Below are 14,607 nucleotides of genomic sequence, written 5' to 3' on the forward strand. Positions count from 1 at the left end.
GTTATGCCTCGATCCGATTTGCGGATCGGAGCCGGGCGAAGCTTCTGGCCAGCAGCCTTGACACATGCATCTGGGAGACGCCCAGTTCCTGGCTGATCTGCGACTGCGTCAGATTGTTGTAGTAACGCAGCATCAGAATGCGCTGTTCCCGCTCGGGCAGTTGTACGAGGAGATGCCGGACCAGATCGCGGTGCTCGACGCCGGCCAGCGCCGGATCCTCGTAGCCGAGACGGTCCAGCAGTCCGGGCAGCCCGTCGCCCTCCTGGGCGGCCTCCAGCGAGGTCGCGTGGTACGAGCGTCCCGCCTCGATACAGGCCAGTACCTCGTCCTCGGAGATCTTCAGCCGCTCGGCGATCTCGGCGGTGGTGGGCGAGCGGCCGTGGGCCGTCGTCAGATCCTCGGTGGCGCCGGTCACCTGGACCCACAGCTCATGGAGCCGGCGCGGCACATGGACGGTCCGTACGTTGTCGCGGAAGTACCGTTTGATCTCACCGACGACCGTCGGCATCGCGAACGTCGGGAACTGCACGCCGCGGTCCGGATCGAACCGGTCGATCGCGTTGATCAGACCGATCGTGCCGACCTGGACGACATCCTCCATGGGCTCGTTGCGGCTGCGGAACCGGGCGGCGGCATAGCGGACCAGCGGCAGATTGGCCTCGATGAGCGCCCCACGCACCCGGGTGTGTTCCTCGCTGCCCGGTTCCAGCTCCTTGAGCTGGGCGAAGAGCACCTGGGTCAGTGCCCTGGTGTCCGCGCCTCTGCTCTGCGCGGCGGGACGTGGCTCGGTCTCGATCTGGGGCGGCACTTGAGGCGCAGTACTGGCCGGCACGGTCACGCCACCCCTTTGCGGTCGACTACGTCAACTCATCCGTCAAAAGCGGTCATAGCATCACAAGACATGTCCACTGTGTGCAAGCACCCGATAAAACCGTGTTGACGGCAAGTTGGGGCAATATAACCAAAAGCCCCACACCGAAAAGGTGTGGGGCTTGGGAGGCGGAGGGCTCAGAACTCGTAGTCGGCGATCACCCAGGTGGCGAATTCTCGCCACTGGCCGACACCCGCCTGATGGGCCGGGTGGTCCAGATAGCGCTGGAGCGCATCCCGGTCGGAGACAGCCGAGTTGATGGCGAAGTCATAGGCGATCGGCCGCTCGCTGATGTTCCAGGCGCACTCCCAGAACTCCAGCTCGGGAATCTGCTCACCGAGCTTCTCGAAGGCCTGCGCACCGGCGGTCACCCGGGGCTCGTCGCGTGAGACGCCCTCGTTGAGCTTGAAGAGGACCAGGTGGCGGATCAAGGGCACTCCTTGGGGGACGGCCTGCGGACACGCCCTGGCCGCAGGGTGCTTCCGTACGGCCGCCGGAGGCTTCCGTGCGGACGCGGTGGGTGCTGGTTCGTACAGCCGTCTTCCGGCCGTTCTCCGGCTACTTGATGAGTTCGGACATGAATTCGCCGACGCCCTGGGCGGCGCTCGAAATGCCCTCGAACCCTACCTGGACGAGATCGGCGGCCCGCTCCGGCGACGTGATGATCGTGTACAGCACGAACACGGCGAGCGCGTAGAGCACGATTTTTCTCGCTTGCCCCATGGGTCGCTTCCTCCCCTGCCGTCCCCAGTGCGATCGCGCGAGAGTCTAACCGTATGAACGCCAATGCCCGGAGGCCGTACCCGCACCTACACGGAAAGGGCCCCGGCGCACTGCGCCAGGGCCCTTCGAGAAGCGGTGGCGGAGGGATTTGAACCCGCTTACGTGACCCGTCTCACCTGCGGGTTTTCCTGAGAGTGGGACATACCGCCGTGTTTCAATCCTGCTGCGTCCTGCTCGATCGGCCTCTGACGGTTCCCGTGCGGCACGTGCCGCACGGCGAGGATGGGCTCGCCCGGGCGGCCTTCGCCTGCCTTCTCGGCGCTCGATCCGGGGTGCGGTGCCCGTTGCCTCCGTGCCCTTGACGCCGCTGTGGGTTCCTCCGCACTGCTTTGCCGGGTGTGGATCGATCCTGGTGGGCGGTCACGGTGTGTGACTGACTTCGTAGTCTTCGGGCGCTCCGTGACGGCGATGACGCACGCGTCCGTACCGCCCAGTGGCAGGCTCGCGTACTGACGGACGAGCTGGGCCATGCGCGCAGGATGTCCTCGGGCGTGATGCCGGTCACGGTGCCGTACGCGTCGTCGGCGAGGGCGTCGAGGAAGGCCGCCTCCAATCGGGGCCCGCCGAAGGCGTTCGGGAGGTAGCAGACTTCGGCGAGCACAGACGCTGGGATGAGGACGTCCCGGCGGGTGGGCAGCGCATCGAATCATGTGCGGCAGGCCGTGTGGTGGTTGTCGTCGGGGTTAACGTGCGCCACCAGTGGCCCGGTGTCGACCACGATCGCCGTTCGAAGTTTCCCGCGAGGTAGGTGTCGGCGTTCGCGCTCAGATCCGCCGGCGCACCGGAGAGGGAGCCCACGGTGCGCGTACGGGGCGGCTCGTGGACACGGGCGCGAACTGCCAAAGTGTGGCCGCGATCTCCTCAAGCGCACCGGGCTGCAACAGGTCCAGCAGCTGATGCAGCTCATTCTTCGTCGTTATGGCGAAGCCGCGCTCGATGGCCTTGGTGAGCAGTCCGGCCCTCGAAGGAAGGGCCTGATTCCGCCCGGACGTCTGGAATCTGGCGTGAATGGTGACAGGAGGACGCGGTGCGCAGGGCGGCGCCCGAGGCGGAGGCCGGCTCCTGGCCAATGCTCCCTCGACGGTAATTCGGCCGGGCGCATTGGCCTGCCAGTCTTACGGAGTCGGAGGCATCCCAAACCGCCTGCTGCACGATACCCGAAACGTATGCTGTATTTGCTAGGGTGTGGGAGGTACTCCGGAGAATCCTGTGAGGGGTGGGTCAAGGGTGAGTCGGTCGTGGCCGTGGTGGCTCGCGGCGTCGTTGACGATGAACGTCGCGTTGATGGCGGGCATGGTCGAATACGCGCGGTACAAGGATGTGCTCGGTGCCGTGCAGCATGGGGGAAGCGCGTTCGCGGTGGTCGCCGCGATCGCCGTCGTGATCGTCCTCGCCTTTCGGCGTTGACCCGGCAAGGGAGGTGAGATGGAAGCGATCAGGTCTCAGGTCGACCGGCTGGTGCGGGCCATGGGCGTGCTGCACGGAGACCTCAGCCCGGACGCGATGCAGCAGCTAGTCCTGGCTGCGGTCTTCCTGCGCCATGTCTCGGACGTCCCCGAGGACGTGGCCCAGGGGCGTCCTACCTGGGAGGACCTGGTTCGTCAGGTGCCCGGACCCGACTTCGCCCAGTCGGTCCTACACAGGGCGCTGCACGCCTGGAGCGGTGACTACGGGCAACTTCGCCTGGACCTGGACGACGAGGCGGTCCTCGGGCAGCTGCCCTTCGGTAGCCGGAGGATGCAGCAGGCGCTGGGGGACCTCATCGCTGTCCTGGACCAAGCGGGCCGGGCTCGCACGATGGCGGACTTGTACGAGCAGTGCCTTGCGCGGTTCTCGGAGGACCGGGCAGGTGGCGAGTACTACACGCCTCGCGATGTCGTACGGACGATGGTGCGGCTCATGGCGCCAGCGTCCGGCGACGAAGTCTACGATCCGGCGTGCGGTTCGGCCGGACTCCTGACCGAGGCGGCGCGCTACGTAGAGATGCACGATGGGCGACCCATGGATCGCACCGAGCCCACGCTCCTGCTGTTCGGCCGGGACGTCAATGCCCGCACACGCCGGATTGCGGCGATGAACCTGATCCTCCACGGCTTGGACGAGGATCTGCACCGGGACCTCGACTCAGACGACAGCCTTTTGTACGGCTCAGAACCCGGCGAGAAGTACGACATTGCCCTCGCGAACCCGCCCTTCAGCATGTCCCGTTGGCAGGACCGCATAGACGGCCAGTTCGTGCCTTGGCGCTACGGTCCCCCACCCAAGAGCAACGCTGACTTCGCCTGGGTCCAACATGTGTTGGGTTCGCTCAAGACCGGCGGCCGTGCCGCGATCCTGTTGGCGAACGGCGCGGCCTTCCGGGGCGGCGCCGAGCGGCATATCCGCGCCGGACTGGTGCACGACGACGTACTCGCCGCGGTCATCCAGCTGCCGCCCGGACTCTTTCCACACACGCGCATCCCCGCCTGCCTGTGGGTCTTCAGCAAGTCCAAGCGCGCCCACGCCAAGAATCGCGTCCTGTTCATCAACGCACAGGACGTGGGCGTCCAGGTGAGCCGGGGCAGACGCGCCCTGACCGACGAGGACATCGCACGGATCGTCCGTGCGTTCAGGGGCGGGTCGGAGCACGGAGAGGCCGACGAGCCGGGGTGGTGCCGGACCGTCACCCTGGACGAGATCGAGGCAGCGGACTTCGACTTCCTCCCCGCACGCCACGTCGCGCCGGTGGCCGCGGAAGCCGAACCCGGCGACGACGAGCGGCGGGTGCGTGAGCTGACCGACGAACTCTATGGACACTTCGCGGAAGCCGCGCGCATGGAGCGTGAACTCCGCGATGTCTTGGGGGCGTTGTGAACGAACGTCCGCAGTGGGCGGCGCTCACCGACCTGCCCGGCGTGGAGGTGGTCGGGTATGGCATCAACCGCCCTGGCCGCCCCGACCTGGATGGCGTCCCCATGCTCCGGGCCGGAGACATCGCCGACGGCCGCATTCAGACCAAGGAAATGGTGCGTGTGGGGCGCGAAGTTGCAGAAGCCCATCCGAAGACGCGGCTGCGCCCCGGTGATCTGCTCATCGTGCTCGTAGGACGGATCGGCGAAGCCGCTGTGACCCGGCCGGAGCACGAGGGGTGGAACATGGCCCGCTCGGTGGCCCTGGTCCGCTGCGCCGACCCGCGCCTCGCTCAGTGGCTCCGGGTCTGGCTCGCCATGCCCACCGCCCGCGCCTGGTGCGATACGCAGGCCGCAGGCACCGCGCAGCGCACGCTCGGGCTGAGGTCTCTCCGACAGCTACCCGTCGCGCTGCCGTCCCAGGCGGACCGTGAACGGACCCTACGTGTGGTCCGCGCCATCGAGAGCCGGGCCGAGGTCAACGACCGGATCGCGCACACCGCGGTCGCGCTTGCGGACGCGCACTTCGGTGCGCTCGCTGCGGACAGGAAGAGCTGGCCGGAAAGGACCTTCAAGGATGTCGTCCGCGATGCCCGGACGGGGACAGCCGGACGGCCGCCGGCACTTTCAGGGGGCGATGCGTGGGTGGCACCCGCTGACGTACTGCGTAGTCCGCTGCCGTACATCGACACCACGGATGTCTCGGATCTGTCGGGTGTCCCTGGCTCGGTACTCGTGGTCCCCAAGACGGGGCAGGTGCACGCCGCGGTCAGCCGGACTCCCCTGATCGTGAGCCGTGGGGTGCTTGCGCTGAGGCCGGAGCAGGAGGGTGACACCTGGTGGTTGCTTCACGAAATCCGTTCCAGAAGCAGCGAGTTGTCGCAGCTGGCGCAGGGTACTGCGGGCCGTGAGCTGAGTGCGCGGGCCTTCATCCAGGCCACGGTGGCCTGGCCGCCGGAGGAGGTGCTGGCGCGCTTCGCGCGCCTCGCGGGCGCGCTGCACAGGCGGGCGCTCACGGCCCAGCGCGAGAACTGTACCCTGCGGGCCCTCCTAAACGATTTTCTACACACCCTGGGAGCGGCCGAAGCATTGCCCCGGGTATGACCGGGGCACCCGATGGTCGTGCGGGGGCTGGGTATGGAGTTTCCAGCCCGTCTGTCTGTGGGGCGTGATGCCCGGTTTGGAAGCAGGCTGGGCATCACGCCGTGCGAGGCGGCCCACTTTGCGCACGGCCACGTCGCATCCGCACCAATCGCGGTTGGGACAGCTGAACCGAATCACCACTGGTCGGATGGGCTTCCTGCTGGTCACTGCCACCGTATCGCTCTGAACCCGAGTCTCGGCCAGACCGATGTCCGTGCGGCCGAATCGCCGACGCCGTGCGGCTCGCGTGTCCCGGTGCGCACGTCGCTGCCGAGTACATCGAGCGGGCGGCGGCCGGGGAAGGGGTCAGACGCGGACCCATTCCACGGGGCTTCTGCGGCCTACGGATGCCGCGTGACAGAGCTTCGGAATGTGGGAACCGTCGGTGGAGGCGACCTTCATGGGTCCGCCCGAGCAGGCCGCAGTGGCGACAACGAGCGCGGCCACGACGTTTTCGTGACCGTCCAGGCCGGCGTCTTCCAGTAGTTCTGCCGCACGGTCGGCGATGATCTCGGTTGCGGGGATGACGGTGAGCCGGGAGCGGAGCCAGTGCAGGTGCTTCGCGGCCTGTCCGGTGCGGCGGACTTCGGCGATGCTGACCGTGGAGATTGCGGCTGCGTACCCCTCGGCTTCTGCGACCTTGAGTATCAGCGCCATTTTGCGGTTCTGGTCGGCCAGGAGGGACAGCGGCTGGGCATCGAGGACGAGGAGGGCGCGAGGGAACGCCGGGGTTACTCGCCGTGCCATGTCCGGCGGGCCTCCTCGATCTCCTCGGGAGTGAAGGAGCCGTGCTCGTCCTCGTACGCCTCGACGATCTCCCTGGTTTTGGTCAGGGCGAGGGCGTGTTCGACGGCGTCGGAGACGAAGCGCGAGAAACCCCGGGCGCCGGTGCGGGCTTCTACCTGGCGGGCAAGCGATCTGGGGATGGTGACGGACTTCTTGACGGTGGTCTCGTCCGGAGATGCGTGCTCGATAGCCATGCCAGACATTATCCCACTGGAAGTAGGACTTCTGTCCAGTCGGGTGCGGCCTTCCGACAGCCTCCCGTGGGCCCCTCTGTCATGAAGCGGGCACTCCTGTGAAGCGAAGGAAAGGGCTCCTGGTTGCGTTTTCGCAGGTCGGAAGGGCAGTGGGAGCGGTGGCGGAACACCCCTGCGGGTGCGGGGCCGACAGCGCCGTGTGCTCGCCCCCCGATTCCTCCCACGGAACATCCCCGCAGGCGCGGGGCCGATCCGGCGCTGTCCCCGTACACCACCCGGTGGATCGGAACATCCCCGCAGGTGCGGGGCCGACAACGTCACCGAGCAGACGGCGACCGGGAAGCGGGGAACATCCCCGCAGGCGCGGGGCCGACAACAAGGAACAGGCGTCGACGGCGAAGCAGCGGGGAACATCCCCGCGGGTGCGGGGCCGACCCGCCGGTCGGGTTGCCGAGGGCCTTCCGGACCGGAACATCCCCGCGGGTGCGGGGCCGACCTTGTTACACGCGGTGCAGACGAGCCACTCGCCGGAACATCCCCGCGGGTGCGGGGCCGACGACGGGTCGACACGTCTCCACACGGTCAATACGGGAACATCCCCGCAGGTGCGGGGACGACGCGCTCTCGGCCGGTATCTGGGGCGGCAGCCGCGGAACATCCCCGCGGGTGCGGGGACGACGAAGAGAGCGAGGAAGACGAGCCGCACCCAGACGGAACATCCCCGCGGGTGCGGGGTCGACCGCGCGCACCAGCTCGGTGCGCGCGCGGTGGGGGGAACATCCCCGCGGGTGCGGGGTCGACTTCCCATCCGGCGGGATCGGCGTGCCGTCCGACGGAACATCCCCGCGGGTGCGGGGTCGACCCGTTCCTGTTCGTGCCCGCCATACCGCACCCAGGAACATCCCCGCGGGTGCGGGGTCGACCGCAACTTCCGCCGTCTGGCCGGCCTCTGCCGCGGAACATCCCCGCGGGTGCGGGGTCGACGGGACACCGGACCCGCCGCGCGGCCCGTTCCTGGGAACATCCCCGCGGGTGCGGGGTCGACGCCACCTACTCGGCGGACGTGGCCGCGCTGGAGGGAACATCCCCGCGGGTGCGGGGTCGACCGCGGTGCCTCCGGTGCCGCCGGTGGAGCGGACGGAACATCCCCGCGGGTGCGGGGTCGACTTCGCTGAGCGCGACACCGCGCTGATGCGTACGGGAACATCCCCGCGGGTGCGGGGTCGACCCGTACGGACGTCGACCGTCCACACCGGACGCTGGAACATCCCCGCGGGTGCGGGGTCGACGGCACCAGCGGCCGGAGTATGACATCGATCACCGGAACATCCCCGCGGGTGCGGGGTCGACGCCGACCCGGACCGGCCGACGCTCCAAGAGGCAGGAACATCCCCGCGGGTGCGGGGTCGACTCAGTCCCAGACCGGGAACGACGCGATGCCGTCGGAACATCCCCGCGGGTGCGGGGTCGACCCTCGCTGCTCGTTATCGGCGCTGGATCCGAGGGGAACATCCCCGCGGGTGCGGGGTCGACGCTTGTTGGCCTGGGCTTTTATCTGCGGGGAGCCTTGATTTCAATCAGTGGGATCAGCCTGAGACGTTGATCGAGGCTCTGTCGATGGGCGGCCGGAAAGAACAATGTGGTCGATCCCTCGCATGGTGTCAGCGCTGGCATTTGGGCCGTCCCATCACATTACTGAACCGACGGGGGTTGGTCTTTGGTGACCTGGCTGGGGGAACGTCTCGGGGAGGGACTGCGGGTGGCAGATTCCTCCGTGGTGCAACGCGCCTCGTGTGCGGGTCAGTTGTGCTCCTGTCGGCTCCCGTGCCGCGCGGCCGTGCAGTACGTTCCGCACGCAGAACACCCTCCTGGCCGCGTTTCCGCAGATCAGGAGGGTGTGAGAGCGGTAGCGGAGGGATTTGAACCCTCGGTGAGTTTCCCCACACTCGCTTTCGAGGCGAGCTCCTTCGGCCGCTCGGACACGCTACCGGGAGAGAGCTTAGCCCACAGTGGGCCGAGGTTCGAAATCGGTATCGCGGTACGGCGATCGAAGAGGCCGCGGAGGTTCGGACGGACGACGGGTCAGCGCTCGCGGAAGAACGCCGTCAGCACTGCGGAGCACTCGTCGGCGAGCACTCCCTGGATCACCTCGGGCCGGTGGTTGAGCCGTCTGTCCCGTACGACGTCCCAGAGCGAGCCGACCGCGCCGGCCTTCTCGTCGAGCGCGCCGAACACCACCCGGTCCACCCGGGACAGTACGAGCGCTCCCGCGCACATCGTGCACGGCTCCAGAGTCACCACCAGCGTGCAGCCGGTCAGCCGCCAGGCACCGACCTTCCCGGCCGCCCTGCGGATCGCCAGGATCTCCGCATGGCCGGTCGGGTCGCCGGTCGCCTCGCGTTCGTTGTGGCCCGCGGCGAGCACCGTGCCGTTCGGTGACAGCACGACGGCGCCCACCGGTACATCACCGGAGCGGGCCGCCCGTGCCGCCTCGTCCAGGGCGAGGCGCATGGAAGCCCGCCACGGATCGCGCACGGGATCACGCACCGGATCGGGCTCGGACAACGGGCCGTACCCGATCACTAGCGGACGGTCTCCAGCACCTCGGCGGCTCCCAGAGCCTCCGCGATCTCGGCCATCGCATCGGTGTCGAGCGCCAGCAGATCCGCCTCGGACAGCCCGAGGTCGCTGAGAATCTCACGGTCGCCGACGGCTCCCGCCGGCACGGTCTCCCCGTCGATCACGGGGCTGTCGTTGTCGTCGTCCTCCTCGTCGTTCTCGTCCGGCTCGCCGTCCTCCGTACCGTCGAGGTCCAGCGCGTCGAGGTCGTCGGCCGGGTCGTCGTCATCCCTGCCGAGCAGTTCATCAATGAGGATCTCCCCGTACGAGGAGCGTGCGGCCGCGGCCGCGTCGGAGACATAGATACGAGGGTCTTCCTCGCCCTCCACACGGAGGATGCCGAACCAGGCGTCCTCCTGTTCGATGAAGACGAGCACCGTGTCCTCGTCCACCGAGGCTTCGCGGGCCAAGTCGGTGAGGTCCGACAGGGTCTCCACATCGTCGAGCTCTGTATCGCTCGCTTCCCACCCGTCTTCGGTGCGCGCGAGCAGTGCGGCGAAGTACACCGTGACTCTCCCACTGGTCAGAGGTGTGACGATCCGGCGGTGCGCTGCTCTGCCCCGCCTACTCGGAATCGTGGCAGAAACGAGCGCTTCGCGAGAGGTCTTCCACCGTTGCGTCGTCCGGCCATTTTATTAGGACCCTGTTCGGCCCCTTGCACGCGGCCCGCACATCTCTTCAGCGGCCCGGCGTGGCTACCAGCGGAAGGTACGCATCCGCATCTGCTGGCGCATCCGCGCGGCGCGAGCCTGTCGCGGCTTCACCCGCTCGCGCAGCTCTTTGGCCTCGTTCAGCTCCCGCAGGAACTGCGCGCGCCGCCGCCGGCGCTCCGTCGCGTCCTCGTCGCCCTGTTCCTGTTCCCGGTCCTTCTCCCGGCCCTGCTCTTGTCCCTGCCCCCGCTGATCCCGGTCCGGCATCGACGCCTCCCCACCCCAGGTCTTCAGCTTCCTCTTCCCTCGTGAGCGTGGGTTGATGCCCACGCCTTGGTGGCAGCGCGTACGGCCTTGGCCCCCGGTTACTGTGTCGCCATGCGGATTCATGTCGTCGACCACCCGCTGGTGGCGCACAAACTCACCACGCTGCGCGATCGGCGCACCGACTCAGCGACCTTCCGGCGGCTCGCCGACGAGCTGGTCACCCTGCTGGCGTACGAGGCCACACGGGACGTACGGACCGAACAGGTCGACATCGAAACCCCGGTACGGGCCACCACGGGAGTGAAGCTCTCCTATCCGCGCCCGCTGGTGGTGCCGATCCTCCGGGCCGGGCTCGGCATGCTCGACGGGATGGTGCGGCTGCTGCCGTCGGCCGAGGTGGGCTTCCTCGGGATGATCCGCAACGAGGAGACGCTCCAGGCGTCCACCTACGCCAGCCGGATGCCCGAGGACCTCTCGGGCCGCCAGGTGTACGTCCTGGACCCGATGCTGGCGACCGGCGGCACGCTGGTGGCGGCGATACGTGAGCTGATCAAGCGTGGCGCGGACGATGTGACCGCCGTGGTGCTGCTCGCGGCGCCGGAGGGCGTCGAGGTGATGGAACGGGAGCTCGCGGGGACGCCGGTGACGATTGTGACGGCGGCGGTCGACGAACGCCTGAACGAAAACGGCTACATCGTCCCAGGCCTGGGCGACGCGGGCGACCGCCTCTACGGCACGGCGGCCTCTTCTTTTTGAGGGCTCGGTTCGCCTCCGGCCGTGCGAGGCCGGAACGTCTCCGCAACCCGGACCCGTCGGGCTGGTCGGTTCGTCCTCAATCGCCGGACGGGCTTGATTTTCCGGCCTGCGGCCGGGCGCGAACGGGTCCCACGTACCCCCACCGTCTGGGAACCCGGCGCCGGGGCGGGCCGTTCCGTCCTCAAACGCCGGACGGGCTGGGTTTTTCGGCCTGCGGCCGGAGTACGGCGAGGGGCTTGCCCCTACCGAGCGGGCACCCGGCACCGGGGCCGGCCGTTCCGTCCTCAAACGCCGGACGGGCTTGATTTTGCCCCACCGTCTGGGAGCCCGGGGCCGGGGTTGGCGGTTCCGTCCTCAATCGCCGGACGGGCTTGGTGTGGGCCCGGAGTGGGCGGAAACCTGACGTGCGGCGGGAGGGGGGCGGGGTCGTAGGAGGTGCGTGTTCGGACACTAAAGCGTGATTTGTGCCGCACGCGAAACCCGCACTAGGCAACCGGCCCGCACGCGGCGTAAATCATGCCGTCCGGACATGTACCTCCGGAGGCCCCGGCACCCGCACCCACCCCCGTGCCGCCAGGCGCGCCCCGCGGCTAGTGGGGCTGCGGCGACGGTGGGCGGGGCTGTTGGGCCGGGTCCGTCGCGCAGGCGGAGTTCTTGGCCGCCGCGCTCACCAGCGTCGCCAGCGCCTCGTCCGCGTCCTTCTGGACGTTCAGTTTGGTGAAGGTCGTGCCGAGGAGCAGATCGACGTCCGCCGTCTTGCGTGAGTCGGTCTTCGTCGCGGCGCCCTTCAGCTGTGTGCCGAGCACCGTGAGCGCCGTGTTCCAGGCGCTCGGGGAGCCCAGCAGTATCCCGGCGCCCTGGATCTTCTTGTCGTACTTGGCCGGCGCGTTGCCCACCTTGCCGATGAGGAAGCCGCGCTTCTTCAGCTCGTCGGCCGTGGTCTTGGCCAGACCTCCGCGCGGCGTCGCGTTGTAGACGTTGACCGTGATCTGGCCCGGTTTGGGCAGTGCCATGGCCGCCGTCGAGGAGGTCTTGCAGCCGTGCTTCCGGCCTGCGGCGGCGGCGAGTTTCTTGCCGCTTTCGCCCGAGAAGACATCGATGAGCTGCATGGTTCCCCAGCCGGCCAGGCCGAGGGCGACGATTGCGGAGGTGCCCGCGAGTACCAGCCTGCGGCGGTGCCGGGGGCGGCGCATCCGTGGGTACTTGTCACCCGTGATGCGGTACTTACCGCCCAGACCAGGGGGAGTGAGCATGCTCATGAGCGCAGCGTAGTGCGCGCCGATGGTCAGGTCCTACTAAATGATCAATGGGTTGAGCTGTCCGAGGTGCGAAAGGCCCCGAAAGGCGCAGTCATCACCCGTACGGACCCGCCGTCAGCCCAGATCCAGCTCCAGCACACGCGCGTGCAGCACCTGGCGCTGCTGGAGCGCGGCGCGGACGGCGCGGTGCAGCCCGTCCTCCAGATAGAGATCGCCCTGCCACTTCACGACATGCGCGAACAGGTCTCCGTAGAAGGTGGAGTCCTCGGCGAGCAGCGTCTCCAGGTCCAATTGGCCCTTGGTCGTCACGAGCTGATCGAGGCGGACCGGGCGCGGCGCGACATCCGCCCACTGCCGGGTGCTTTCCCGGCCGTGGTCGGGATACGGCCGCCCGTTACCGATGCGCTTGAAGATCACACGGAAAGCCTACCGGGCGACCGGCTCCGGGCGCAGCCATGGCGCCGGAGGACAAAAGTGGCATTTCGTGTCGCATCGGGAGCAAAGCGTGAACGGAACCCATTCGTCCGCCCGGTCTCCCGCCTCGATCACGGCCGATCACGGAGGATCCGGGCTGATCCGGCTGATCCGGCGGATCCGGCGGATCCGCCGATCCGGGCCGCATGCCCGGAAGCCGTACGCCGTGGGCGCGGAGGCTCCGCGCCCACGGCGTACGTTCAGTGCTCCGTCACGCCGTGGGCGCGTGGCCGCGGCCGTGGGTGCGGTGCTCGGCCGGAGCGCTCTCGGCCTTGCCGCGCGCCGGCGCGGACTGCTTCTGCGCCGGAGTGGAGAGGGAGCGCAGGTCGTGCGCGTAGGTGCCGACGGCGTTGGCGATGACGCCGATGTTGACGCCGAAGGCCTTCATGTTGATGTTGGACAGGTTGTCGCAGGCGGAGTGGTAGCACTTGTCGAACGCCACACCGGCCTCGCCGCCGTACTTCTTGGCCTGGGCCGCGCTCTTGATGCCCTCGGCGCCGGTGAAGGTGCCGCCGGAGGCGATGCCCGCCTCCATGAACGGGCCGTAGTCGGAGCGGCCGTCGAAGTCCGTGCCCTCGTGCGGGACGCCCTGGCGGTCGAGGAAGTCGGTGATGCCCTTCTCCAGCTGGGCCGAGCCCTCCGGGCCCGGTCCGGCGCCCGTGGCGTCCGAGTCGTCGCCGTCGTAGACGAACTGGGCGGCGTTCGGTGAGGCGATCATGTCGAAGTTCAGATACAGCGCGATGTCCGCGCGCTGTTCCGCGGTGAGCCGGGTGACATAGGACTCGGCGCCGAGCAGTCCCAGCTCCTCCGCCGACCACCAGGCGAAGCGCACCTTGTTCGTGGGCCTGTCATGGGTCTTGGCGAGCTCGAGCGCCACCTCCAGCAGTCCGGCCGAGCCCGAGCCGTTGTCGTTGATACCGGCGCCCTCGGTGACCGAGTCGAGATGCGCGCCGAGCATGACCGTACGGTCGGCGTCGCCGCCCTTGGTCTCGGCGATCACATTGCGGGTGGTGCGCTCCTCCTGGAGCTGCCGGAGCTCCAGCGAGATGGTCACCGGGCCGGCTCCGGCCTCGGCGACGAGTGCCTGGCCCTCGGCCTGGGTGATACCGCCGGTGGGAATCACTCCGGCGTCGGGACCGCCGAGCGTGCCGTTGAGCGAGCCGGCGGTGTTGTTGTAGATGACCGCCGCGACCGCACCCGCCGCCGCGGCCTCCCGCTGCTTGGTGGCGAAGTCGCAGCCGCCGCGCTGGATCAGCGCGATCTTGCCGGTGAAGGCCCCGGCTGCGTAGTCGGCGGGCTCGCAGCCCGTGGTCGTGTCGACCGGTACGGCGGCGAGCGCGGCCCGGGTGCCGCCCTCCGGCGTGGACTTCGTGTACGACATGGCCACTATGGCGACATCGCGCGGCGCCGGTGCGGTGACCGAGAGCTTCTCGGCGAGCGTCTCGATATAGGTGATGTCGAAGGTGTCGTAGGAGACGCGGTAGCCGGCCTTCTTGAGCTGGTTGTACACATAGGTGGCCGAGGCCTCGTGGCCGGGTGTGCCGGCGGCTCTGTTGCCGTCGGCGGAGTCCGCGATGGCCTGGAACGCCTTGAGGTGCTTGTAGGCGTCCTTGGCGGATGCCTCGCGCACCAGCTTCCGGGAGAGTTTCGCCGCCTCCTTGCCCGGGTTGTGCGCTCGTGCGACGGCGGGCGAGGCGGACAGCAGAAGCGGCGCGGCGAGCGCGCTGACGGCCGCAACGGCCATGAGCCTGCGGGGAGTTGCCTTCACAAGGGTCCTTCCGGCGCGAACGGATGTGAGCGAACGTGAGGGAAAGCTAGCGACCGGTGCGCCAACTGTGAACAGATGTGTCGCAGGTCACGCCGTACAAGGGCGCATCGGCTCCGGATCGGCTCCGGATCAGCTGCGGATCGGCCGCG

15 protein-coding genes, 1 tRNA gene and 1 CRISPR repeat array are annotated in these 14,607 nt (G+C 68.6%); of the genes, 4 read left to right on the forward strand and 12 right to left on the reverse strand.

The annotated features are described in order from the left end of the window. Position 1: 1 nt before the first annotated feature. The 3 genes from ACFV6H_RS20620 to ACFV6H_RS20630 form a co-directional block, all read right to left on the reverse strand. Entirely contained in the window at positions 2-832 is an 831-nt protein-coding gene (locus ACFV6H_RS20620) for an RNA polymerase sigma factor SigF (RefSeq protein ID WP_093593156.1), read from the reverse strand. A gap of 176 nt (positions 833-1,008) precedes the next feature. Continuing rightward, positions 1,009-1,302 carry a Dabb family protein gene (locus tag ACFV6H_RS20625; protein WP_093593150.1) on the reverse strand — a complete coding sequence of 98 codons (294 nt, stop codon included), beginning with the start codon at positions 1,300-1,302 and terminating at the stop codon, positions 1,009-1,011. Positions 1,303-1,429: 127 nt separating this feature from the next. Further along, positions 1,430-1,594 (reverse strand): hypothetical protein, encoded by a 165-nt coding sequence (locus tag ACFV6H_RS20630; protein ID WP_176732477.1) that lies wholly within the window; start codon positions 1,592-1,594, stop codon positions 1,430-1,432. Positions 1,595-2,881: 1,287 nt separating this feature from the next. On the opposite strand from ACFV6H_RS20630, the gene ACFV6H_RS20635 reads away from it, so the two are divergent. The 3 genes from ACFV6H_RS20635 to ACFV6H_RS20645 are packed head-to-tail and all read left to right on the forward strand — an operon-like array spanning position 2,882 to position 5,646. Beyond that, positions 2,882-3,061 (forward strand): hypothetical protein, encoded by a 180-nt coding sequence (locus tag ACFV6H_RS20635; RefSeq protein ID WP_385544010.1) that lies wholly within the window; start codon positions 2,882-2,884, stop codon positions 3,059-3,061. 18 nt (positions 3,062-3,079) lie between these two features. Then, positions 3,080-4,507: an N-6 DNA methylase gene (locus tag ACFV6H_RS20640; RefSeq protein ID WP_385544013.1), complete on the forward strand. Its 1,428-nt coding sequence runs from the start codon at positions 3,080-3,082 to the stop codon at positions 4,505-4,507. Then, entirely contained in the window at positions 4,504-5,646 is a 1,143-nt protein-coding gene (locus ACFV6H_RS20645; RefSeq protein ID WP_385544016.1) for a hypothetical protein, read from the forward strand. The genes ACFV6H_RS20640 and ACFV6H_RS20645 overlap by 4 nt, the downstream gene beginning before the upstream one ends. A 345-nt stretch (positions 5,647-5,991) precedes the next feature. Here ACFV6H_RS20645 and ACFV6H_RS20650 read toward each other — a convergent pair whose 3' ends face one another. The 6 genes from ACFV6H_RS20650 to ACFV6H_RS20675 form a co-directional block, all read right to left on the reverse strand. Continuing rightward, on the reverse strand, positions 5,992-6,342 hold the full coding sequence (locus ACFV6H_RS20650) for a hypothetical protein (protein ID WP_385544018.1): 351 nt from the start codon (positions 6,340-6,342) through the stop codon (positions 5,992-5,994). Between the two features lie 74 nt (positions 6,343-6,416). Beyond that, positions 6,417-6,665 (reverse strand): hypothetical protein, encoded by a 249-nt coding sequence (locus ACFV6H_RS20655; protein WP_385544021.1) that lies wholly within the window; start codon positions 6,663-6,665, stop codon positions 6,417-6,419. Positions 6,666-6,828: 163 nt separating this feature from the next. After that, a CRISPR array of direct repeats spans positions 6,829-8,198; the repeat unit is 23 nt; unit sequence GGAACATCCCCGCGGGTGCGGGG. 371 nt (positions 8,199-8,569) lie between these two features. Then, positions 8,570-8,654, reverse strand: a tRNA-Ser gene (locus ACFV6H_RS20660). Between the two features lie 93 nt (positions 8,655-8,747). After that, a complete protein-coding gene (gene tadA / locus ACFV6H_RS20665; RefSeq protein WP_093593153.1) occupies positions 8,748-9,176 on the reverse strand; it encodes a tRNA adenosine(34) deaminase TadA in 429 nt (142 codons plus the stop codon). A 71-nt stretch (positions 9,177-9,247) separates the two neighbouring features. Then, complete coding sequence (locus ACFV6H_RS20670) at positions 9,248-9,790, reverse strand: hypothetical protein (protein ID WP_066946415.1); 543 nt, start codon at positions 9,788-9,790, stop codon at positions 9,248-9,250. 189 nt (positions 9,791-9,979) lie between these two features. Further along, positions 9,980-10,201, reverse strand: coding sequence for a hypothetical protein (locus ACFV6H_RS20675; RefSeq protein ID WP_384983534.1), 222 nt, complete (start codon positions 10,199-10,201; stop codon positions 9,980-9,982). Positions 10,202-10,312: 111 nt separating this feature from the next. Here ACFV6H_RS20675 and upp point away from each other — a divergent pair, with 111 nt between their 5' ends. Further along, the gene (gene upp / locus ACFV6H_RS20680) at positions 10,313-10,957 is read left to right on the forward strand and encodes a uracil phosphoribosyltransferase (protein WP_093593138.1); all 645 of its coding nucleotides are present in this window, start codon (positions 10,313-10,315) and stop codon (positions 10,955-10,957) included. 590 nt (positions 10,958-11,547) lie between these two features. Here the strand turns inward: upp and ACFV6H_RS20685 are convergent. The 3 genes from ACFV6H_RS20685 to ACFV6H_RS20695 form a co-directional block, all read right to left on the reverse strand. After that, positions 11,548-12,216: a LytR C-terminal domain-containing protein gene (locus ACFV6H_RS20685; protein WP_384983537.1), complete on the reverse strand. Its 669-nt coding sequence runs from the start codon at positions 12,214-12,216 to the stop codon at positions 11,548-11,550. A 114-nt stretch (positions 12,217-12,330) separates the two neighbouring features. After that, complete coding sequence (locus ACFV6H_RS20690; protein WP_023540426.1) at positions 12,331-12,633, reverse strand: type II toxin-antitoxin system VapB family antitoxin; 303 nt, start codon at positions 12,631-12,633, stop codon at positions 12,331-12,333. Between the two features lie 268 nt (positions 12,634-12,901). Continuing rightward, positions 12,902-14,434: a M28 family metallopeptidase gene (locus tag ACFV6H_RS20695; protein ID WP_385544437.1), complete on the reverse strand. Its 1,533-nt coding sequence runs from the start codon at positions 14,432-14,434 to the stop codon at positions 12,902-12,904. Positions 14,435-14,607: the final 173 nt, after the last annotated feature.

The organism is Streptomyces sp. NPDC059743, from assembly GCF_042732975.1.
Lineage (GTDB): Bacteria > Actinomycetota > Actinomycetes > Streptomycetales > Streptomycetaceae > Streptomyces.